The sequence below is a fragment of the Pedobacter psychrodurus genome (assembly GCF_004331735.1).
GTDB lineage: Bacteria > Bacteroidota > Bacteroidia > Sphingobacteriales > Sphingobacteriaceae > Pedobacter > Pedobacter psychrodurus.
The window spans coordinates 144,657-166,888 of record NZ_SJSO01000009.1 but is presented as its reverse complement, the minus strand read 5'-3'; the positions used below and the strand labels follow the sequence as shown (position 1 = coordinate 166,888).

The following is a 22,232-nucleotide window of genomic DNA, read 5'->3' as shown; positions in this document are numbered from 1 at the left end:
TTATGGCAGAGTTACCAGACCTAACCGTATTTGCCCAAATCCTTGAGCGGAGATATAAAGGCAAAACATTGGCAACGCTGGAGATTAGTGTTGCCAAAAAGATTAATGTGCCGGCCAAGGAACTAAGAACTGCACTTGAAGGCAGGGAGCTCTTGCACGTAAAAAGAGTGGGGAAAACGCTCCAGCTTTATTTTTCGGGTAATCAAATTTTGGGCCTTCACCTGATGCTCCGCGGTGAGCTTTCTGCAATTGAAAATGATGAACCTTCGCGTTTCCAGATCATCGGCTTTCATTTTGAAGGGGGAGAGGGATTTGCTGTTATCGATATGCAGAAACAGGCCACTCCCACATTGAACCCTAATCCTGTTGCGGTACCTGATGCGCTAGAAATTACGGAAAAGGAGTTTCTGAAGCTGCTTTCCGGAAAACGTACCTTAATCAAAACCCTGCTGATGGATCAAAAATCCATCACGGGAATTGGCAATTCCTATTCTGATGAGATCCTTTACCATTCGGGTATTTCGCCTTTTTCCATTGCCAAAGCTATACCTGAACAGCATGCCAGGGAACTTTATAAAAGTATTTCTAAGGTACTCCATACCGCCATTGAAAAGATAGACAAAGAAAATGGCAATGAATTAAAGGGTGAACTCAGGGATTTTATGAAGATACATGGCGCTTCCATCAAAAAAGGACCAAAGGGAGAAGAAATCCTGTCGGAAAAGATTGGAGGAAGAAAAACTTATTATACCAAAGGACAGGAACTATTCGAATAATCTTTGACTTTAGCAATAAAAATTCATCCATGATAGCCAATTATACAGCAGATGGCTTAAGAAAATAACCGATATGGAAAACAGCGCGAAAAAGAAGAAAAAGGTAAAACAGGCATAATCCCCAATGAAGAAATCGAGGGCAGCGATGCGGATAAAGCCTATGATGAAAACGGGAATTTTGAAAAGTCGGACAGTTTAGCAAAAGATCCCGAAAAGAGTGATATTCCTCCTGGAACTGATGCGGATAGTTAATTCGTGATATCCGGGTAGACACTGTTCCAGATCCGCAGATCATCTGTCCACCTGTTATTTTATTTTAAATGGTTTTCGATTTCGCCCGCAATCTGGTTAACCTCCGCTGCGCCAAGCACAATGCGCTTACCTTCAGGAGTTAATTTATTTTCAAAAGGGGCGAGCTCGCCCGGTGCGATCTCATCTGGTTCCATCAAAATCCAATCTGCACCTTCTTTTTTAATCGCCCCGAGTATTCCTTCGGCATAGGCAATCTTAAAATAATCGTCTTTTGGGATAATAGTGAGGGTAATGGCATCTCCGCCATGGCTGATATCGATATTAAATGCTGTCATGTTAACAAAACCTTAAAGGAGGCACTTTTGTTTTATGGGAAACGATAGTACACGAACCCGTAATTGAAGATATATTATATATCTAGAGTTAAGCCGCATTTTCTTATTTCCAAATATCCTATTGTTGGCTGCATACAAGAGAGTTTATCTATGCCAAATCTTGAGCAGGCTAGTCTGTAGAAAGATCCTTATGTTTATCTGATTGTAGGACAATCAACATTAATACCAAGGTTTCTGCGTTCATAAAGGGCCCTTTGTTATGATATGGAAATAGGCTAAAACCCATTCTCTGGTCGTCAGAGACATTTTAAATAAAAAAAGCCCTTCATTTCTGAAGGGCTAGCTGTTAATCTAATCGTCCCGAGATCTGATTCTATGGCTATAAAATTAGCCTTAAGGATTTGCTTATCATAAGGGATTTATACTTGAATTAACAGGAAAGATACTCTTTTGCCACATATGTTCACAGATAAATACCGTGGGCTAGAGCATAATAAGGAGGACTTGATGTCTAAAATCGAATCTTCACTTGCCATTCCAAAATTTAACCACGGCATATTTCTGGAAAATTGTGCTGGCAAATGGAGCTTACAAAATAAAAAATCTGTAAACCATATTTTTTTTTATATGTCTTATAAATAAAAATCCAAGTACAGGGTATAAGGGATCAGTAGGCATTGATTTCATATCCCCATTTGTTCGGGATGCTTTTAAAAGCATTGCACAGCTTTCTACAGTAGCCTCGATGATGGCCTGTTGTTGTGCCCAATAGAACCAATATGTTGAAAGCCATCCTGTTTAAGCTTCGTGCGGTAAACCCAAAGCATAACAAGATGGCTTGCCGGTTTTAATCCTATCCGGCCTATTCATAAATGTGGTGTAATAGATGTAGGCCTGATGATTTATATCGGATTATGCTGCACCCTTTATCAGCCTAAGCACTACTGCAATAACTGCAATAACCAGAAGGGCATGGATAATTCCACCGGTATAAAAGCCTCCCAAGAAACTAATTGCCCAGATAATAACCAGTACAACAGCGATAATATAAAGTAAATTTCCCATAGTATTATTTTTTAATTTTTGCTATAAAACAAGCTGGAGAACGAAAAAGTTTTGTCTTTCCGGTTTTGAATTTATCAAAGTTGGATTTCACTGCTATTGTTCCGGCTCATTTTGTTTTAAACAGATCGCCAGAGGCCAACTATTTTTTTGAGGTAATGGCTTTGTTGTTATCGCATATTAAAGCTTCGCTAAAGATGTGTCCACCCGATAGGGTATAGAACAGGAACAACGACGTTTGTGTCTAAACATTAGTTTCTCTGGAACCAAGTTTCTTTAATTGCGGGAAAGATGCTGATCGAAGATTCGGGACAGCATGATGATATAGATCTCCTACTTATTCCTTCAACTCTTGATAATTGTCAGCTAAATATAAGCTCGGGGCGTTCGATATAAGTAGGTTAGACAATTATATCTTCCATACTCCCACTTATTGCTGCATTGAGTTTAAAGCTAAAAGTTGAGCCTTCACCTGGTCTGCTTTTTACGGTGATCGCAGATCCGTGCAGTTCGAGTATCGATGATACCAGGTGTAGGCCTATTCCGAAACCGGCAATTAATCTGGTCTCTTCAGTGCGGATCCGGTAAAATTTCTGGAACATGTTTTTTTGGTCTTCTTCTGCGATGCCTATCCCTTGGTCCTGGATGCTGACTGAGAAAAATTCGTCTTCTCTGTCGCAACGGATGGTAATCTCGCTGCCCCTGGGGGAGTACTTCTGTGCATTGCTGATCAGATTGGTCAGTACCAGTGATATTTTCTCCTCATCCGCATAAACATAAGCAGTTTCTTCACCCTGAAAAACCATGTCGTGTTTTGAACTGGTGATGGCAGCATCTGCTGCACAGCTCCGGATTAGCGTGCTGAGGTTAAAGTTAGCCTGTTCGAGTGTCATCCGACCATCTTGTAGCCTCGAAATGTTGAGGAAATCGGTAATCATTTTCTCCATTTTTTTGGTCTGCACTTCTGCTTTAGAAAGTGCATGACTGATAAAGCTGCTCTGCGTCTGCTTTGCTTTATGCAGTGCAACCTGTATGTAAGACCGTAATGAGGTTAGGGGAGTCTTGAGTTCATGGCTAACCAGGCCAATAAATTCGTCTTTTTTGTTTTCGATCTGCTTTTTTTCGGTAATATCTCTTGCAATCTTAGACAGGCCTATAACCTTTCCAGATCTATCTTTAATTGGGGATATGGTCAGTGAAACATCGATCAGGGTTCCATCTTTTCTCATGCGGACAGTCTCAAAATGATGAACCCGCAAGCCTTTTTTTAACTGGGAGAGGATTTTTGGCTCTTCATCTACCCTGTCGGGCGGGATGATCTTAAATATTGAATTTCCAATCATTTCATCAGCAGAATAGCCGAACATCCGGGCGGCAGCACTATTCCAGCTTGTGATAATACTGTTTAGGTCTTTACTGATGATCGCATCGTCTGAGGATTCTATGATGGCACTGAGCCTTTTGCCCATTACCTCTGCTGTACGCTGTTCGGTGATGTCTCTGGCAATCTTAGATACCCCTATAATCACTCCGTTAGAATCGAGGATTGGTGAAATGGTTAACGATACATCAACCAGCGTGCCGTCTTTACGTTGTCTTTTGGTTTCGAAATGATCAATCCTTTCCCCACGCCTTAGCTGGGCAAGAATTTCTGCCTCTTCATGTTCGCGGTCTGCCGGAATTAATTTAAGGATTGAGGTTCCTATCATTTCATCTGCCACATAACCGAAAATCCGCTCAGCAGAGCCGTTCCAGCTGGTAATAATACTGTCTAGGTTTTTACTAATAATAGCGTCGTCCGAGCATTCAATAATCGAATTGAGCATGGCACTTTTTTCCTCGGCAATCGTCAATGCCAGGTTCAGGTGGCGCAACTGCTCATTGTCGAGTTTAAGATCTGATTCACGTCGTTTCAGGTCTTTTATCAAAGCGACTATCTCATTGTTATCTTTCATGATTTAGACAAAATAGGGATATTAATGGTCTGTTTTCTTATAATCGGTTATTCTCTTAGGTTCTAATTGCAAATAAACAAAATAGCCTGATGATTTGCTTCACTAACGCGTATATGTATTATAAATTCACGTATTTATACGGAACATAACACTACCACGAACAATAGGGCGGCATTAACTATCGTTAAGGGATAAGGATTGTGTTTACGGTGTTCGAAGGTAAAACTATTTCAGTTTTAATTCCTATGGGCATCGCTGCTTTTGAGAAGGAATAGGTGCGGCTCACTGATTAGGATCAAAAAAGTAATTAAAAATGCTTGTCATTCTTAACAGACAGATCACAGCCTACATAACCTGATCTTGTTAGAAACTGCGTTGGTGTTAAGGTTACTATTTTGTAAAATCAAATATTTTCACTGCTTTTGTTTGAATCTTCCGCTGTTCCGTTCAATAATCCGGCGGGCACTTTAAGCCCACGGTTTCAAACCAGGCTTATTCATAATCCGGTCTACCACGGCCTGATTCTGACCAGGAGCTGGTTTATTTATTAAATAGCTAAAAATGGATTTTTATCTGCGTTTAAACCCTGGCCAGGTCAGATCATTAATAAATATGAAGATCTTGCAAACTTTGACGATGTTTAAAAGGTTGTTTATAGGATGGGCATCAAATGGCATGGATTATTAGGATTAAAGGATACAATAAGGTGTAGAACGGTTTATACATGATGCGTAATGAGAATTTAACACAAGGAGCGTTCAGTTTTGTAAATGGTAGCAGTGAAATGGCCAGCCTGATCCGGATGAAGAACTGGTCAGGATCTCCATTGGGTGCCTTAGAAAGTTGGCCAGAGATGTTGAAGAGCATGATTGCTACTGTTCTGGCTTCACCATTTCCGATGCACATATGTTGGGGGAAGCAGCTTTTCCTTTTTTATAACGATGCTTATAGACCTATCCTTGGCTCAACAAAACATCCAGTCGCCATGGGCAATCCTATTGGAGATTCTTTTCCTGAAGTTTGGGAACAGGTAGGACCTCTTTACCAGACCGTTCTTGAAGGTCAGTCTGTAAGGCATTCAGACCGGGAACTTATATTAAACCGTAATGGATCTCCGGAAACCTGTTATTTTGATTTTTCTTATAGTCCCATAATCGGTCGTGGGGGACAGGTGCTTGGGGTAATGACCTATGTGGTGGAGACAAGTGTCAGAAAGTTTGCTGAAATAGAAAAACTAAAACTCTCAAAAAGCGTGTATGCAATAAATGAAGAACTTACCACATCCAATGAAGAACTTGTTCAGGCCAATGAAGAATTAATGGCTGTTCAGGAACATCTAAAGCAAACCATTAACCAGTTGGAAGAAAGCGATACTTCTCTAAGGCTTGCTGTTGAAGCAGCCGATTTTGGTATATGGCATATCCACTCCCTGAGCCGAGACTTTATTACCACACCCAGGCTACGTGAACTCTTTGGGCTGGGACATTTCGAGAAAATTATTATTGAGCAGGCCATTACCCAGATTCGGGAAGATTTCAGGGACTATGTATCTACCACACTTGAAAATGCGATCTACAATAACGGAGAATATGACGTGACCTATCCCGTAATTGGCCTGAACGACAATAAGCTACGGTGGCTACGGGCTATTGGTAGGTTACGTGCCGACCCTTCGGGTGAATTTTCCGATTTTACCGGAGTGGTAATGGATGTGTCGGATATAAAAAAGGATGAGGAACGTAAAAATGATTTTATCGGAATGGTCAGCCATGAACTTAAAACACCGTTAACCTCTATCAGTGCCTATCTGCAGTTTCTTGAAATGCAGATCAGTAAAGCAGGCGCAGATAACCTGCAAAGACCTGTGGCACGTGTAATAATGCAAGTGAGAAAAATGTCAAAAATGATCGAAGGCTTTTTGGACCTCGCGCGCTTTGAATCTGCAAAGATCCAGCTTAATAGGGAAATATTTGATCTTGCAGGCCTTTGTACAGAACTAGAACTGGAATTTGCCGACCAGATTGGTACCCACATCATCAAATTCTCCGGAAAGGAAAGTGTTATGGTTTTTGCCGACAGGGATAAGATTGCCCAGGTAATAAATAACCTCGTTGGCAATGCAGCAAAATATTCACCAAATGGCAGCACAATTTTAATGTCCTGTGTACGCAAGAAAAATATTGCCATGGTCAGTATACAGGATCAAGGCATCGGAGTTGAAGGAAATGAACAGGTAAAGCTTTTTGAACGCTATTATCGGGGTGAAAACAATGGGACTATAGCCGGTTTCGGAATCGGACTGTATCTAAGCGCTGAAATAATCAATCGCCACAATGGAAAGATCTGGGTAGAAAGCGAAGCAGGCAATGGCTCAACTTTTTGGTTTACAGTTCCCCTGGCCAACTAATTCTATTGTTCGGGAAAGTTTATGGTAACAGCTGAGAGAAATCGATACGATTGGTTGTTAACAAGATTTAGTCGCTATCAGTTATATAGCAAAGTATTACTGCGTACAATGGGCTATCCCAATCTGCGGCGTTTTATAAATAGTAGACCTGTTATTAGCGGATAATACCCTTGAATCCCCAAGTACCTTGTCACTGAATTCGCGTAATTATCTCTCGGTCCGATACCAATACCTGATCAGTTAAATTCTTCCGTATTGTTGCTCTTATTAACTAACTTGCCATCATTATTAAGGAAGGGATGAAAAGGATTTTGATTATAGATGACAATGGGTCCAACCTGGAAATGCTCGGGCTAATATTTACAAGTGAAGGTTTCGAGGTAAAACTGTTACCAGATCCACAAAATATCGAAAGCGTATTAAGGAGTTTTTCTCCCAGGGTTGTGTTAATGGATATTGTAATGGGCAGGTTCAGTGGGACGGATGTTTGTCTATGGATCAAGAAAAATCCCGATTTTCCTTTGGTTAAGGTTCTACTGATGACTGCTTCGAATGCCTTCAAAACTCTTAGCCCTTCGGAGACACTTGCCGATGGCCATATCGATAAGCCATTCGATATCCATGAAGTGTTCGCATTGGTCGATGGGCTTTTAGATCAAAATGCTGGTTAATCCTTTAAGCTATATCAGGCTCATTAATTAACATGAAATCAGGATTATTTTCCAGAGATATACATTTACCAATGGCAGCCCGGATTTGGGGTAAATACCAATTGGATCACCTCAGAATTACTGAGATCATCATCTAATACCAGGATTTTAGACATGGGATTTCAAGTTTGATTCTATGTACTAATTTAATACAATTATTGCCCTCAAAATCATACTTGTCAAATTCAGGTATTTCGCACCCTTTTAATTGCTGTAAATACGTGGTAGATAATTTAAGTACGCCCTTACAGATAATTTGTGTATTATCTTTACCTATTGACCTTTCAATGAACCAGTCCATGAACCACCGCAAGCTTAATAAGTACAGCGGTATTCCTTGATCCTGTTTTATCCATTAAGCTCTGCCGATGGCCTTCTACGGTCCGTTTACTAAGAAATACCTTATCTGCAATTTCTAGTGTAGTCATTCCCTGCGATAAAAGCTCCAGAACCTGGAGTTCACGCTCGGAAAATTCTGGAAGCTTTTCAGGTCCGCCTGTCATTTCTGTCTTAAAAGACCGGTTTTTGACTATCTTTTCCACTGTATCGGAACAAAGATATTTCTTTCCGGTTGCTACCTGTCTGAGGGCAAAAATAAGTTCCGCGGGTTCGACGGCCTTTGTAAGGTAGCCAGAACAACCTGCCTGAAATGCCTTTTCGATATGCTGTTCCGTATCCAGCATCGATAATACAATTGTCTTAACCGGAAGACATGATTCTTTAATGTGTGCAAAAAGGGCGTATCCGTCCATGACCGGCATATTAATGTCCGAAATCACAATATCTGCCGACATCCCGGCAGCCAATAGGTTTACCACTGACTCCCCATCTGCCGCTTCCGCAACTACAGTCATATCCGGTTGGGCATCAATGAGCATCCGGATCCCGTTCCGGACCACAGGATGGTCCTCTGCAAGTATAATCCTCAAGGGCTTTCCTGTTTCAGGATTATTCAGTAAATTCATAGTGGAAAGGGTTATAGGACCCGGTTTATTGGGTGTAACGGCCCATTTTAAATAGCAAAATACAAAACCATCCTTAATATTCAAAGTTTTAGGTACAATTCGCGTATATTTTTTCGATAATTCAGGTATTTCGCCCCGCCTCCTTGGCCTTATTTGCTTTTTCTGTTTTAACCGCTACCACTGTTGGGCATTGTCTTGTCTGATACTTTTTTGATAAACATTTAAAGATAGGGGTGGAAATATGCCAGATACGACGATAATTGCGCTTTATTAATCTATTTATAGCATTCTAATAGACCGTTACCCTCAAGACTAAGCCCTGTTCAAATTTACCCTGATTAAAGACTGTGAAAATCAGCTAACAACGGTATGCTGTTATTCTTGGATAGGAAATATACCCTTTTTTTACAAAAAACTACCTGACTTTTATGGTAAGCGCTTCCTTTTTATCAATAAGGCTAAATTTGCTTCCCCAATAAAAATAGAAATATGAGAATAGGCAAAGTCCTTTCCTATAACAAGAAAGCTGGCGTAGGTCTCATTGGTGATTCCAATGGTGAGCGCATTTTATTCTCTCCGAAGAGTAATATATCAATACCTAGTAGGGGTGATCTTGTAACCTTCGACATCTGTTTCTGTGATGGCTCACTCAGGGCTGTTGATATCGCCATACTGAAATTATCCACAGACATCAGGGATATACAGTTGAAACGGTCTAGTTATTTCAGAAAGACTGGATTAAGGACTTTTGATAATACAATATAGATGACATATATTTTTTTTGCAGTGATAGGCTGCGAGGAATCGTCATTGCGAGGAACGAAGCAATCTTATAATGAGCGCTACTAGCGTGCGCTTTAAGATTGCTTCGTTCCTCGCAATGACGACCTTTCTTAAGAGATATGTCTTTTGATACAGCCTCCTTTATCTGTAGCATTTTAATACCTAATACACCAATAAGGGCCAAAGAGATTAATAATCGGCCAATCAAAAAAAGACTGAAAGTGTATGATCTTCTGCTGTCAAAACTTTTAAAGGAATATCTTGTTTTGTTTAAAACCAAGACTATGAAAAAAGTAACGCCGCTCACATCCACACAGGATCTTGAAAAGGTTAAAGTGGGCGATCAGATTTCCGATAATACCGGAAAGTCTGGAACTGTAGAAAGTGTTGAGGTGCTGCATTATGACCGGGAAAATCAATACTATTATAAGATAAAAAACAACGGTACCGTATTGGTAATCAAATAACCATTTATTTTTTAGGCCATACGCAGGTAATCCACACTTTTTAGTTAGTCAGATGTCAGGAATACCCAAGATAAAGCTATTCTTAGGAATTACGGGTTGCCATTTAGCTGTTCAAATGTAAGATTAAGTTGTTCAAAAGTTTAAGTGTTGGCATTAATCAACAATATATAACCATCCAAAAGATAAATACCTACCTTTACCTTACCCGGTAAATAAAAAGGCATAATTGTGCATTATGGAAAAGAGGAACATTATAGTGATCGGTGGATCTACCGGAGGTTTTGAAGCATTTAAAAAAATTGTAAAGGATCTTCCTCCAGACCTGGATGCTTCTATTTTTATTGTCTGGCACATGGGTGCCACTGTACGGGGTATATTGCCTGAGGTTTTAAATAAACTGGGGTCGATTAAGGCCGCTAATGCCTACGATAAAGAACCTATTCTGCCCAACCGCATATATGTAGCGCCGCCTGACCATCATTTGCTTATTGAAGAAGGGCGCGTGCGGGTAACCCATGGCCCCAAGGAAAACAGGTTCCGCCCCGCGGTTGACCCATTGTTCCGTTCTGCGGCATATACCTATGGGGCACGGGTAATCGGCGTGGTACTTACCGGTGGCCTTGATGATGGAACTGCAGGGCTATGGCGGATTAAATTTAGCGGCGGCCTTACCGTGGTGCAGGATCCTGCAGATGCGGAAGCACCCTCTATGCCTGAGAATGCGCTGCGGGAAGTAGATGTTGATTATTGCGTGCCGGTTGCGGATATCGCGGCGCTGCTGACCAGGTTATCTTCACAGGAGATTACCACAAATACAGAGATTATGAAGGATGAGAAAACAAAAATTGAAATTAATATTGCCGCCGAGGAAAATGCCCTGAAACAAGGTTCTTTGAATATCGGCGTGCTCTCACCATATACCTGCCCGGAATGCCACGGGGTGCTGTCAAAGATCATGGACGGTGACCTCTCGCGTTTCCGCTGTCACACCGGACATGCCTACTCTGCAGATACACTCATGGCCAGCGTAACAGAAAAGATTGAAGACAGCCTGTATATTGCGATCCGGAGCATGGATGAAAGTATCCTGCTGATGAACCATATTGGAGATCATTATGCCGAGGCCAATCTGCCCAAGCTGGCTGCCGTCTGTTTTAAGAAAGCAAAAGAGGCAGGAGATCGGTCTGATCTGGTACGTAAAGCTGTACACAGCCATGAACTGCTGAGCAATATCAAGCTTGTGGAAGACGCGGAAAATGAAGGTTAAAACATCTTTGTTCGCTCGGATTCAATTTATTAAGGACTATTTATTTATATGGTAAGCATTCGCTTCCCCAATCTATGAAAAAAAAAGTAGCGGAACGTAAAGGCAAATTATCGCCGGTCGCGCAATTGCAGCAAAAGGCAAACGGTTTTTTGATTGTCGGTATTGGGGCATCTGCCGGCGGTATACAAGCCATGCAGGAATTTTTCAGAAACGTGCCTGAAGGTTCGAATATGGCCTATGTTGTCATCCTGCATCTCTCACCCGATCATGATAGCCAGTTGGCGGCCGTGCTCCAGCAGGAAACCCAGATCCCTGTATCACAGGTAACCGTTAAAACAATTATCAAACCTGACCATATTTACGTTATTCCGCCCGACCGTCACCTTAAAATTGAGGGTGACTCCATTGCCGTTATGCCCAATATCCATATCGAGGAACGCAGGGCACCGGTGGATATTTTTTTTAGGACCCTGGCAGACCAGCATGGACCAAGGGCTATCAGCGTAGTCTTATCGGGCACAGGTGCTAATGGCTCTATGGGCCTTAAGCGGATCAAAGAGCGTGGGGGGGCAACCTATGTGCAAAATCCCCGTGAAGCTGAATTCAACGAAATGCCCCGTAATGCCATCGCTACCGATCTGGTTGATGAGGTGCTGAACGTGGGCGAGATTCCGGCCCGTATTATCGCCTACCGTGATAGCATGGGCACAGTACAAATTATTGAAGAACCAGAAAAACGGCCGGAACCGCAACAACAGGCACTCCGTGATATATTCACGCAGCTCAGGGTACGAACAGGTCATGATTTTTCCAATTATAAAAGGCCAACACTGTTGCGGCGCATAGAGCGGCGCATCAATGTACACAACCTTCCCGACCTGCCTTCATATACGGCGTTTCTGCACGGGAATCCTGACGAAACAAATGCACTTTTAAAAGACCTTTTGATTTCGGTGACGAATTTCTTCCGGGATAGTAAAGCCTTTGAATGCATTGAACAGGATGTGGTACCCGGGATCTTTGCTGGCAAAACATCTGAAGACCAGGTACGGATCTGGGTGGCTGGCTGTGCTACCGGGGAAGAAGCCTATTCGCTTGCCATGCTGTGTGCAGAACACGCACTTAGGACATTTGACGCGCCCAAGGTACAGATATTTGCTACCGACATTGATGAATCTGCCATAACAACCGCAAGGGAAGGGTTATATACCCTTAATGATGCTGCAGATGTATCGCAGGACCGCCTGCGGCGTTTTTTTACGCGTGACGGCGATGGTTACCGGGTGCGTAGGGAAATCCGGGAAATGGTCCTTTTTGCTCACCATAACTTTTTAAAGGACCCGCCTTTTTCCAAACTTGACCTGGTGGCCTGCCGGAATGTTTTAATCTACCTGAACGGCACTGCCCAGGAGCGGGTAACAGAAACATTTCATTTTGCATTAAGGCCTAAAGGATACCTTTTTCTTGGCACCTCTGAATCGGTGGATGGCGCCAGCGACCTTTATTCCATCTATAACCGGGACAACCATATTTTTCAGGCGCGGGAAGTTAGCTCCCGCAGTTATCCTATACCTGAGTCGGTACCCCAGTTCCACTTTCTTAGGAACGATCCGTTGCAAAAGCCGGATGAAAGGGAAAATTGGACCCAGCGCATTTCTTTTGGTGACCTTCACCAAAAAATGCTTGAGCAATATGCACCACCTTCTGTAGTGATTAACTCAGAATACGAAATCGTGCATATGAGTGAAAAGGCAGGCAGGTATTTTGAGTTTTCCGGAGGTGAGCCTACCCAGAACCTGCTTAAACTTATACGGCCAGAGATCAGGTTAGAACTGCGTTCTGCACTTTATCAGGCGGTACAGAATAAAACAGTTGTTGAAGCCCGCAACATTAAAGTATCTGGTGAGGTAGAACCGCTGTCACTCGACATCCAGGTTCGTCCGGTTTTGGAGGACGGTGACACCATGAAAGGCTTTATCCTCGTTATTTTTAAGCCTGCCCAGGAGCCTTTTCAGGAAGGTACAACCGTTAAGATGGCCTCGGATGAGTCATTGGCCAGGCAGTTGGAAGAAGAACTGATCAGGCTGAAGATCCAGCTCCGCAGTTCGATAGAACAGCACGAATACCAGGCGGAAGAGCTCAAAGCTTCTAATGAAGAACTACAGGCCATGAACGAAGAACTCCGTTCTGCAGCTGAAGAACTCGAAACCAGTAAAGAAGAACTCCAGTCGATAAACGAAGAGCTGCGCACGGTAAACCAGGAACTGAAGGTTAAGATCGATGAGACCGGCGTGACCAGCAACAATCTCCAAAATCTCGTCAATTCTGCCAATGTTGGTACGATATTCCTCGACCGCAGTTTTGCCATCCGGCTTTTTACACCGGCCATACAGGATATTTTCAACCTAAAGACAGGCGATTATGGACGTCCTGTTACAGATATTACCAATAAGCTGCAGTACAGCGGCCTATTGCAGGATGCTGAGGCAGTTCTTGAGAAACTAACCGTTGTGGAGCGGGAAGTCACCACGAGTGACAACCGCTACTTTATGATGAGGCTATTGCCCTACCGTACTGCTGAAGACAGAATCAACGGCGTGGTTATCACATTTTTTGACATTACAGGAAGAAAAGAGTCAGAAGAGGCATTGCGGATTTCGGAAGAAAAGTACCGTTTAGCACTTGAAAAGGAAGTAGCTGACCGTACACGTGAGCTGAGAGAAAATTATGCCTTGCTGCAGACCATTTACGATACTACCCTGATCGGGATGTCGGTCTTTGCACCGATAACAGATGCACAGGGTAAGATCACAGACTTTCATATTGTAAGTGCCAATAAAAAAATGGAACTGGCCTATGGCCATAAGGGACTGGTTGGGAAACTGTTCAGCGGGCTGTTTCCTGGCAAGGGTCAGCTAGGTATTTTTGATCTGATGGTCAAAACTTTTGAAACAGGTATGCCTGTCCAGATAGAACAAAAATATATCCACGAAGGGGTCGATATGTGGTATTCCACCATGTTCGTTAAAGGGGAAGATTTGCTGGTGAGCACCAGTCTGGATATCTCTGAGCGAAAAATACTGGAAGACAAACGTTTACGTGCATTTGCACTTTTGCAACAGTCGGAAGAACTGGCCGGTATTGGTAGCTGGGACTATGACCTGATGAACGGTAACTTTACCTGCTCGCAACGCATGTACTACCTTTTTAACCTTGAGGTAGGAAAGGAGCTTAGCCCTGATATTTATCTTCATTATGCTAGCAAAGAATGCCGCCCTACCGCAGAAAAAATAGTGGAGCATATACGGAGCGGTGATGAGGATTTTGAGGAGACAATAGAGCTGATGATTGAAGGAATGATCAAGGCTGTCCACCTGAAGGCTACTGTGATCCGTGATGAAGAAGGTAACCCGGTTCGCATGCTGGGGGTAGATATGGATATCACAGCAATGCGGGAAGCTGAACGAAAGTTACGTGATATGGAAAACCAGCAGCAGCAGGAAATATTCCGGATAACCCTTTCAACTCAGGAAGAGGAACGGCGGCGGATTTCAGAGAGCTTACATAACGGTGTTGGTCAGCTGCTCTACGGCACAAGGCTTGCCATTAACCATCTCACTGTTGATATGGCTACAGCGAAGCCTGATCGGTTTAATGAGTCTAAAGCATATACTGAGAAATTATTGTCCGATTCCATTAATGATATCCGGCGTATATCTCATGAGCTCATGCCAACGGTTCTAGCCGAATTTGGCCTCGACGCAGCGATCAAGGATGTGTGCGACCAGTTACAGGACGGCGTCAGGTTCGATTGCCAGATCACACTGGGCGATATCAAACTTGATAACTACATTGAGCTGGCAGTTTTCCGCACCGTTCAGGAGCTGATGATCAATGTGGTAAAGCATGCCAGGGCCACCAGTGCGGAGGTAGAAGTCAAGGTGGATGGTGGCAGTATCCTGATTTCTGTACATGACAACGGACAGGGAATGACGGCAACAACGCCTAGTAAATCAGGTATTGGCCTGCTTTCGATCAGGAACAAGGTAGAACTGTTAAAGGGCAAACTGGATATAAATTCAGTGGACGGTAAAGGCACAGTTATTGAAGTAAAGTTACCGATTGAATTTGATGGCGCTTAAGGCCTCACAGCATGCAGATAGGGAGTGCCTAAGGAAGATACAACATGGTGAAATAATCTGGATATTAATATGTCCTGAAATAGCGCTTCACTAAATACCTGCAGTATAGTCAAGGGTAAATGTGCTGTATCGCGCTAATAAGTTAACCCGATATTTTTTATGATCAATATTTTATTAGTAGAAGACAATGCAATAGTACGCAATACCATGGCGATGCTACTAGCAAGCGAAAATGGAGTGAAGGTTGTAGGGAGCGCTGAAGATGGAAACGTTGCCCTCGGGCTGCTTGCCAATGGCCTCAGGCCTGATATCGTTCTGGCTGACCTCAACATGCCGGGGATGGATGGGATCGAACTTACAGTTAAGATCCGGTCTCTTTATAGCCATATGGATATCGTAATCCTCACCATGCATAATAAATATATATTTGCCGAAAAGGCGTTCGGCGCTGGCGCAAAGGGTTATCTTTTGAAAGATGGCGATATACAAAAACTCTGCGCATCCATTACCCGGGTACACCTTGGAGAAACTATACTAGATGAGAACGTTTCAAGGAGAGATCCGGACTAACATTGAATCTACAAGCTTCGGACTGTATCGTATGCAAAATCCCATATCCCGCAACGATAAAATCACATTAAGAAAAATGAGGAAGAAATTGTCGCATACTGTATTTTTACGGTTTCCTGTCGCCTTCATAGTCGATCTTAAAATATACCCTGAATACCGAACCGCTTCCGGTTTCGCTCTCGATCTCGATTTTACCGCCTGCAGAACTAACAATAGTATTAACCAGGTACAGTCCTACACCCGATCCCTCAGTGTCGGTTTTTAGGCGTTGGAATTTTTTAAAGATTAGCTGCTGCTCTTCTGCGCTCATTCCGATACCGTTATCAGAAACGCTGATTACGATATATCCATTGCATTCCTCTGTGCACACGTTTATTTCAGGAGATCTTTCAGATGGGGTATATTTGATGGCGTTACTCAACAGGTTGTACAGCACGCTCCGTAGCTTCCGTCTAACAAAGGTAATTTCCGGAACGTTAATGTTGTGTGTAATGACGGCCCCGGTTTCCAGGACCTGATGGGACAAGGTCAGCCTTACGTCTTCCAGGATGCTTTGGAAGTCGAGTAGTTCCTCAGCCGCCTGGTAGCGCTGGCGTTGCCAGTGCGAGTCAACAAGGTCTTCCACTACTTTTTTCATGTCCAGCAGGCTTACCTCCAGACTATCCATCAGGAAGGGGAAATTTTCCATGTTTCCTTCAGTAAGTTTTTTGATCATCTGCACTGTTAGGCCAAGTGCATGGATGGGGTTTTTTATATCGTGCGCAATAGTATCTAGTAAAAGCTCATTTTCTGCGAGCATTCTTTCCTGCTCCTTCAGGTCCCTGATCCGGGAGGTAATATCCACAAAAGTGATGATCACGCCATCCGTCCTGTTCTCCTTTCTGATAATGTAGGGCAGGATGTTCATCTGGAACCAGCGCATATCGATGGTCTGGATTTCTTTTTCCAGAATCTTTCCTGTAGCAATCACGTTTTTGATGTTCTCGATAATGGTTGGATACCTGAAATTTTCCTTGATCTCCTCCATCGGCTTTCCGATATACTCATTCTTTAACGTGAACTGCTTCATTGCAGGCGGTGTGAATTTTCTTAACGTAAGCTGTGCATCCACGAAGAGCTGCGGGATGATGGTATTGGCAAAATAGTTCTCCAGATCCTCATTTAATTGGGTGAGTTCGCTGATCTGTTCGCTTTTGTTATGCATAGATTAGGATGAAAGGTTGGTTTACAAGGTCGTGATTATTACACCCGATTCCTAGTCATTAAACACATTTGCTTGTAAATTGTACGTTAAACGTAAAGCGGTTAAATACGTGGATTTTTACGCTCTTTTCCAGCCCTGTACTTGATTTTTAACTTTGCGGGGCTTATGTTGGGAATGAAAGGATATTGTTACAGAAGATAATGGACACTTATGGTGAAGTGCTGGAGGGCTTTGCTGCTTTTCTTGAAGAGCGCGCTAAATTTTTTCATACTGTCAACATGGAGGCAGCGTGTGCAATATTTCTGATTATCTGCATTTTAAGTCTTTGTTTGGTAGTGGATTTTCAGACGATAAACTGGTGGTCTGCATCATTTATACCCAGAAATACAAGATCCGCTTCCGTATCGTAAATGATGTTCCTGCTGATATAGAATATTTCGTGGCAAAATGCTGCGGCAGATTGGGCTTTATCCTCTGGAGGACAAACGAGATTGGGGTTATCAGTGATTCCAAATTCAGGGATTTTCGGTAGTTCTTTTTGCATTCTGGTTTAAATGTTTAGTTTTGACGCTGGGAATACCCTTCCGAGATAAAATAATTTAATACCCCGGCGGATCGGTATAAATGCAACTTTTAACGCTGGTGCGATCAAGTTTAACAACAAGTATATCTTAATTGTAAGGGTAGAGGGAACCGACAGGAAATCGTTTTTTGCCGTGGCGGAAAGTGATAACGGAATAGATGGTTTTAATTTTTGGGAGGAACCTGTAACGCTTCCCGAAGGAGATACCCCTGATACCAATGTTTACGATATGCGTATTGTTGCGCATGAAGATGGTTGGATGTACGGTCTGTTCTGTACCGAAAGAAAAGATCCCAATGCGCCTGCACACGACCAGTCTATGGCGGTTGCACAATGTGGAATTGTCCGTACTAAAGATTTAAAGACCTGGGAGCGTTTGGCCGACCTGAAAACCCCATCACCACAACAGCGTAACGTGGTGTTGCATCCAGAGTTTGTTGATGGAAAATATGCTTTTTATACCCGTCCGCAGGATGGCTTTATTGAAAGCGGGACCGGTGGCGGAATTGGGTTCGGATTAAGTGCTTCAATTGAAAATGCAGTTATTGAAAAGGAACTGATTGTAGACAATAAAAACTATCACACCGTTTATGAGGCTAAAAACGGAATGGGGCCAGAGCCGATCAAAACAGAACATGGCTGGTTGTTTTTGGCCCATGGGGTGAGAAATACAGCTGCAGGTTTACGCTATGTGTTATACATGTTTATGACTGATCTTAATGACCTGACTAAGGTGATCTATAAACCTGCAGGTTATTTTTTGGCTCCGGAAGGCGAAGAACGTATCGGGGATGTTTCTAACGTGGTTTTTAGCAACGGCTGGATTTTAGATGAGCAGGGAACAGTGTTTATCTATTACGCCTCATCAGATACAAGGATGCATGTTGCAACCAGTACACTTGATATATTAGTAGATTATGTAATGAACACACCAGCAGATGGATTGCGCTCAGCTGCCACGGTTAATAGGATTTTGGGCAATATTGAAAAAAATAAAGTGGGTTCTGTAATTTAGGGATAAGTTGAGATCGGATTTAATAAAATATAGGGAAGAATTAAGCCTGGAACTGGAAAATATTCTAAGCTATTGGAAGAGCTTTACTGTTGATGAAGTTAACGGGGGCTTTGTAGGTAAGATTGATAATAATAACAATATTGATTACTCTGCTCAAAAAGGGAGTGTTTTAAATGCAAGGATCCTATGGTCGTTCTCTGCTGCTTACAATCTAAATGCAGATCCTGAATATCTGGAAATGGCAGATAGGGCCTTTCAATATATAAATAACTATTTTATCGATAAAGAATTTGGGGGTGTTTATTGGTTGCTCAGTGCTAAGGGTACTCCTGTTGATACTAAAAAGCAGGTTTATGCTATAGCCTTTACCATTTATGCTTTTAGCGAGTATTTTAGCGCAAGCAAGAAGCCTTTTGCAAAAGAAAAGGCTATGGAGCTATACAATGACCTAATCAAACATAGTTATGATATTGAAAGGGGTGGATATTTCGAGGCCTTTAACCGCGAATGGAATCCTTTGGATGATTTGAGGCTGAGCGAGAAGGACGCGAATGAAAAAAAGACGATGAATACGCATCTCCATGTTCTGGAGGCTTTCACAGCGCTTTATCGGATCTGGCCAAATGAACACTTAAGGCATAAAATTATTGAGCTTGTGTACTGCTTTACAACGCGGATAATCAATAAGGAAACGGGGAGCCTGATTTTGTTTTTTGATGAGAACTGGGAAGCCAAATCAGATATTGTTTCTTATGGACACGACATAGAAGCCGCCTGGCTTTTGCTTGAAGCTGCCGAAGCTGTTCATGATGAAGCCCTGATTGATCTTGTAAAATTAATTTCAGTTAAAATGGCTGAAGTTGCTAAGGACGGCCTTGATGCTGATGGAAGTCTGTTGTACGAATACGAACCTTCTAAAAATCATTTTATAAGGGAAAAACACTGGTGGGTACAGGCGGAGGCCATGGTTGGTTTTTTTAATGCATGGCAGGTATCAACTGATGAGCGTTTTCTCGAGATTAGTATGAAAAATTGGGAATTCGTGAAACGTAAAATCATCAATTACCAAAAAGGAGAATGGTTTTGGGGTATAAGTGAACAGGATGAAGTAATGCCAGGCGAAGATAAGGTTGGTGTTTGGAAATGCCCTTATCATAATAGTAGGGCCTGTATAGAACTCATCAAGAGGATCGGATAGTTAATTCTTGCTAAAGCTTCGGCCAGATAGAAAAATGATCTTTGAGTGTCCTGCAGCATGAAGGTATCACCCGGTGGCTTGCAGAAAAATAAACCCATTTAATATATCCCGGTGGAGAAATCAAAAGCAGGGATTGAAAAATCCCTGCTTTTGACAGGTGTTAAATTATCTTTTTAATAATTATAAAGAAAATCTAAAATTTTGGGTCGAAGTTAAAATAAATTGGATTTGATAAACCAACCATATTTTCACTTAAAGCCATAGATTTTGGCACTTGTGGATAAGGTGTATTTATTCCTTCAATAGTTACCCGATAATAGGTTCTACCGTTTGTTTCTGGTGCATCCTCAAATTGAACCATGGGCGTTTCGCCTTTAGCATGGTAAGTATCCAATTTCTTTCCGTTTTTAATGATAGTAATGGTGTAATCTACATCTGGCAAAGTATTACCACTTAACTGAACCAAAAATTTCACGGGTTTACCTTTCGAAATTGCATTATCCCCCATCATCATTTCAAATTTACCATCTTCATTTGCATCAGCATAAAATTCTACTCTTGGCGCAAAGGGATTTGAACTCACTGAAACCTTTCCGTGGGTTAGCGCATCAACAATTGCAGTTAAACTTTTTTCCTTTGCAAAAACCCATGTTGTTGGCGTACCAACATAATTATATTCGGCCTGATAAGTATTTGCACCTGGCTTTTCAGATCCTGTGGGCACACCGTGATGTGCATCGCTTCCTCCTCTTCCCGTCATCATCCTTCCTGATGAAAGCATATCATCCCAAATCATAATTGCATTTGCATTTTTTGGCCAGACTGACGAATTCCAAACTTCAATCGATTGAACCAAATCATAAGAAAAACCAAAATTGTCTTTTCCGCTTGGATGGTTTGCCGATAGGTGAATAGCGAGTGATTTCTTCACTTTACCAATATTAACATCACGTTCGTCGCGAACATTAAATAACCGTTGATGATTATACGGTTTATCAGAAAATACATTTCCATGTCCTCTGGTTGTGGTCCATTCTGCACCATACAATAGCAAAAGCGAGTCTGATTTAAATTCTGGATCTGCCCAGGTATGGTGTTCCACATCTCCGTCTACATGATTATCGTGATCTGTAATACACACATAATCCATTTTAACAGATTTAGAGAAATTAATGATTTTTGCTATTGAATTATTTGATGATTCTGTACTATGCCGAGAATGCACATGCAAATCGCCTTTTAACCAAAACCCTTTGGAAAGAATAACAGGGTTAGTGTTGTCTTGTTGAGCTTTTAAGGTATATATGCTTAAAAGAAAAACGATAAATATCGTTGGAATTGCTATTTTATATTTAATCATTTTTTAAAATTTGTCCTTTAATAAAAAACACCTGATGATATTCTTAGCTTTTTTCGAATCATCAGCCCATTTCGCAATAGCATCACTTTTGCTTGCAAAGGGAGCTATCTGGTTTTAAATAAGGGATTAGCTCTGAAGTATTTGCCATCAGCAAAGCTGACAAAGTATTCGGAATTAAAATGTGTGCTTTTTTGATAATAATCTGTTGTAATAACCTGTGCGCCAGAATTACAAGCTGCATCGAAATCACTCTTGTCATTTTTACGGGCCTGTTGCGTATCGTTATCGGCTCTTGTTCTAATGATGTAACCTTTTTTAACCAGTTCAGGAATCTGTTTATCCTGCGGATTATTTCTAATCATAAAGGCAGCTTCGAGCGTACTAGGATCAGAATTCGCAAACATTACACGACCTTTCAACGATGGATGATTTTGAATATAGGTAGCTCTTTTTTTACCTGTAGCATCCAGCACAAAAATAAATTTACCTTTAGCTTGGCTTAATTTCGGCCAATTCTGATGAAGAACTGCGTCTTCAAGGGAGCTGTATTTACCTCTTACATCGTCAGGTAGAATGATATGTTCTTTACCTAAATTCTCTAAAATAACATTATCCAATTTATCAAAAACCTTTGGCGTAAATAATTCTGGCGATGTAAATCCGGGTCTTTTTATCGAATCATCTTTAGCCTCAAGCGTAATAAAAACCGGCGTATGATCTGGATGAGCCTCTGACCAGGTACGAAGTACTTTTAAAGCTTCTATAAAAGTTGGTACAGAACTTCTAAAATCGAGTTCGGGGATGTGTAAAACCTTAAAGCCAGGTTTTTTCATTTCTCCAGCAGCATCAAAAGCAGGCTGATCCTTTGCCCAATCTAAACCTTTTGGATGCGCGTAACGACCACCAGCAGAATCGGCGTAAACATCAATCTCCAGATTTCTTAATCCCAAATTCAACTGCGCTGGTATAGAAATATGTTCATAATCTATCTTACTGGCAGATACTGAATCTGTTTTCTTGAATATGCTAAATAATGCCGGATCGATGGCCTGTTTGTAGCTGTTGTGCGAACCAATAACCTGAATCTGATTGATAGTTGGATCTTCTTTAATCGTAATGAACGCTATTGCTGGCAATACCAGCAATAGGCTAATGCAACTGATGATTCTCATACACCTTTT

17 protein-coding genes are annotated in these 22,232 nt (G+C 42.0%); 9 read left to right on the top strand and 8 right to left on the bottom strand.

All coding sequences use genetic code 11. From position 1 onward, the window contains the following. The first annotated feature begins 2 nt into the window (after positions 1–2). A complete protein-coding gene (locus EZ456_RS13285; RefSeq protein WP_131530886.1) occupies positions 3–776 on the top strand; it encodes a DNA-formamidopyrimidine glycosylase family protein in 774 nt (257 codons plus the stop codon). Between the two features lie 311 nt (positions 777–1,087). On the opposite strand, the gene EZ456_RS13280 is transcribed toward EZ456_RS13285, so the two are convergent. The 3 genes from EZ456_RS13280 to EZ456_RS13270 form a co-directional block, all read right to left on the bottom strand. Continuing rightward, positions 1,088–1,363, bottom strand: a complete 276-nt coding sequence (locus tag EZ456_RS13280; protein WP_131530884.1) for a hypothetical protein — start codon at positions 1,361–1,363, stop codon at positions 1,088–1,090. A gap of 912 nt (positions 1,364–2,275) precedes the next feature. Then, complete coding sequence (locus EZ456_RS13275; protein ID WP_131530882.1) at positions 2,276–2,428, bottom strand: lmo0937 family membrane protein; 153 nt, start codon at positions 2,426–2,428, stop codon at positions 2,276–2,278. A 398-nt stretch (positions 2,429–2,826) separates the two neighbouring features. Continuing rightward, positions 2,827–4,380, bottom strand: coding sequence for a PAS domain S-box protein (locus EZ456_RS13270; protein ID WP_131530880.1), 1,554 nt, complete (start codon positions 4,378–4,380; stop codon positions 2,827–2,829). A 727-nt stretch (positions 4,381–5,107) separates the two neighbouring features. Between EZ456_RS13270 and EZ456_RS13265 the strand changes: the two genes are divergently transcribed. Continuing rightward, positions 5,108–6,787 carry a PAS domain-containing sensor histidine kinase gene (locus tag EZ456_RS13265; RefSeq protein ID WP_205945087.1) on the top strand — a complete coding sequence of 560 codons (1,680 nt, stop codon included), beginning with the start codon at positions 5,108–5,110 and terminating at the stop codon, positions 6,785–6,787. A 299-nt stretch (positions 6,788–7,086) separates the two neighbouring features. Continuing rightward, positions 7,087–7,458, top strand: coding sequence for a response regulator (locus EZ456_RS13260; RefSeq protein ID WP_131530876.1), 372 nt, complete (start codon positions 7,087–7,089; stop codon positions 7,456–7,458). Positions 7,459–7,781: 323 nt separating this feature from the next. Here the strand turns inward: EZ456_RS13260 and EZ456_RS13255 are convergent, their stop codons facing one another. After that, on the bottom strand, positions 7,782–8,462 hold the full coding sequence (locus tag EZ456_RS13255) for a response regulator transcription factor (protein WP_131530874.1): 681 nt from the start codon (positions 8,460–8,462) through the stop codon (positions 7,782–7,784). A gap of 1,067 nt (positions 8,463–9,529) precedes the next feature. Between EZ456_RS13255 and EZ456_RS13250 the strand changes: the two genes are divergently transcribed. The 4 genes from EZ456_RS13250 (at position 9,530) to EZ456_RS13235 (ending at position 15,691) form a co-directional block, all read left to right on the top strand. After that, positions 9,530–9,712: a hypothetical protein gene (locus EZ456_RS13250; RefSeq protein ID WP_131530873.1), complete on the top strand. Its 183-nt coding sequence runs from the start codon at positions 9,530–9,532 to the stop codon at positions 9,710–9,712. A gap of 235 nt (positions 9,713–9,947) precedes the next feature. Next, positions 9,948–10,979, top strand: a complete 1,032-nt coding sequence (locus tag EZ456_RS13245) for a chemotaxis protein CheB (protein ID WP_131530871.1) — start codon at positions 9,948–9,950, stop codon at positions 10,977–10,979. A 74-nt stretch (positions 10,980–11,053) separates the two neighbouring features. Next, complete coding sequence (locus EZ456_RS13240) at positions 11,054–15,121, top strand: CheR family methyltransferase (protein WP_131530869.1); 4,068 nt, start codon at positions 11,054–11,056, stop codon at positions 15,119–15,121. A 159-nt stretch (positions 15,122–15,280) separates the two neighbouring features. Then, positions 15,281–15,691: a response regulator gene (locus tag EZ456_RS13235; protein ID WP_131530867.1), complete on the top strand. Its 411-nt coding sequence runs from the start codon at positions 15,281–15,283 to the stop codon at positions 15,689–15,691. Positions 15,692–15,797: 106 nt separating this feature from the next. Here EZ456_RS13235 and EZ456_RS13230 read toward each other — a convergent pair whose 3' ends face one another. Continuing rightward, positions 15,798–16,895, bottom strand: a complete 1,098-nt coding sequence (locus EZ456_RS13230) for a sensor histidine kinase (RefSeq protein WP_131530865.1) — start codon at positions 16,893–16,895, stop codon at positions 15,798–15,800. Positions 16,896–17,238: 343 nt separating this feature from the next. Then, positions 17,239–17,439: a hypothetical protein gene (locus EZ456_RS25130; RefSeq protein ID WP_165501319.1), complete on the bottom strand. Its 201-nt coding sequence runs from the start codon at positions 17,437–17,439 to the stop codon at positions 17,239–17,241. Between the two features lie 58 nt (positions 17,440–17,497). Here EZ456_RS25130 and EZ456_RS13220 point away from each other — a divergent pair, with 58 nt between their 5' ends. Further along, on the top strand, positions 17,498–18,493 hold the full coding sequence (locus EZ456_RS13220) for a glycoside hydrolase family 130 protein (RefSeq protein ID WP_317130004.1): 996 nt from the start codon (positions 17,498–17,500) through the stop codon (positions 18,491–18,493). A 7-nt stretch (positions 18,494–18,500) separates the two neighbouring features. Beyond that, positions 18,501–19,691 carry an AGE family epimerase/isomerase gene (locus EZ456_RS13215; protein WP_131530863.1) on the top strand — a complete coding sequence of 397 codons (1,191 nt, stop codon included), beginning with the start codon at positions 18,501–18,503 and terminating at the stop codon, positions 19,689–19,691. A gap of 193 nt (positions 19,692–19,884) precedes the next feature. Here EZ456_RS13215 and EZ456_RS13210 read toward each other — a convergent pair whose 3' ends face one another. Next, positions 19,885–21,051 carry a CehA/McbA family metallohydrolase gene (locus EZ456_RS13210; RefSeq protein ID WP_131530861.1) on the bottom strand — a complete coding sequence of 389 codons (1,167 nt, stop codon included), beginning with the start codon at positions 21,049–21,051 and terminating at the stop codon, positions 19,885–19,887. Positions 21,052–21,155: 104 nt separating this feature from the next. Then, positions 21,156–22,223: a phosphatidylinositol-specific phospholipase C1-like protein gene (locus EZ456_RS13205; protein ID WP_131530859.1), complete on the bottom strand. Its 1,068-nt coding sequence runs from the start codon at positions 22,221–22,223 to the stop codon at positions 21,156–21,158. Between the last annotated feature and the right edge of the window lie 9 nt (positions 22,224–22,232).

What these genes read in the sequence shown, in the direction of transcription:
- EZ456_RS13255 (WP_131530874.1), bottom strand. Translation starts at nt 8,462, where the DNA reads ATGAATTTACTGAATAATCCTGAAACAGGAAAGCCCTTGAGGATTATA.
- EZ456_RS13245 (WP_131530871.1), top strand. Translation starts at nt 9,948, where the DNA reads ATGGAAAAGAGGAACATTATAGTGATCGGTGGATCTACCGGAGGTTTT.
- EZ456_RS13265 (WP_205945087.1), top strand. Translation starts at nt 5,108, where the DNA reads ATGCGTAATGAGAATTTAACACAAGGAGCGTTCAGTTTTGTAAATGGT.
- EZ456_RS13210 (WP_131530861.1), bottom strand. Translation starts at nt 21,051, where the DNA reads ATGATTAAATATAAAATAGCAATTCCAACGATATTTATCGTTTTTCTT.
- EZ456_RS13285 (WP_131530886.1), top strand. Translation starts at nt 3, where the DNA reads ATGGCAGAGTTACCAGACCTAACCGTATTTGCCCAAATCCTTGAGCGG.
- EZ456_RS13205 (WP_131530859.1), bottom strand. Translation starts at nt 22,223, where the DNA reads ATGAGAATCATCAGTTGCATTAGCCTATTGCTGGTATTGCCAGCAATA.
- EZ456_RS13235 (WP_131530867.1), top strand. Translation starts at nt 15,281, where the DNA reads ATGATCAATATTTTATTAGTAGAAGACAATGCAATAGTACGCAATACC.
- EZ456_RS25130 (WP_165501319.1), bottom strand. Translation starts at nt 17,439, where the DNA reads ATGCAAAAAGAACTACCGAAAATCCCTGAATTTGGAATCACTGATAAC.
- EZ456_RS13275 (WP_131530882.1), bottom strand. Translation starts at nt 2,428, where the DNA reads ATGGGAAATTTACTTTATATTATCGCTGTTGTACTGGTTATTATCTGG.
- EZ456_RS13250 (WP_131530873.1), top strand. Translation starts at nt 9,530, where the DNA reads ATGAAAAAAGTAACGCCGCTCACATCCACACAGGATCTTGAAAAGGTT.
- EZ456_RS13260 (WP_131530876.1), top strand. Translation starts at nt 7,087, where the DNA reads ATGAAAAGGATTTTGATTATAGATGACAATGGGTCCAACCTGGAAATG.
- EZ456_RS13230 (WP_131530865.1), bottom strand. Translation starts at nt 16,895, where the DNA reads ATGCATAACAAAAGCGAACAGATCAGCGAACTCACCCAATTAAATGAG.
- EZ456_RS13270 (WP_131530880.1), bottom strand. Translation starts at nt 4,380, where the DNA reads ATGAAAGATAACAATGAGATAGTCGCTTTGATAAAAGACCTGAAACGA.
- EZ456_RS13240 (WP_131530869.1), top strand. Translation starts at nt 11,054, where the DNA reads ATGAAAAAAAAAGTAGCGGAACGTAAAGGCAAATTATCGCCGGTCGCG.
- EZ456_RS13280 (WP_131530884.1), bottom strand. Translation starts at nt 1,363, where the DNA reads ATGACAGCATTTAATATCGATATCAGCCATGGCGGAGATGCCATTACC.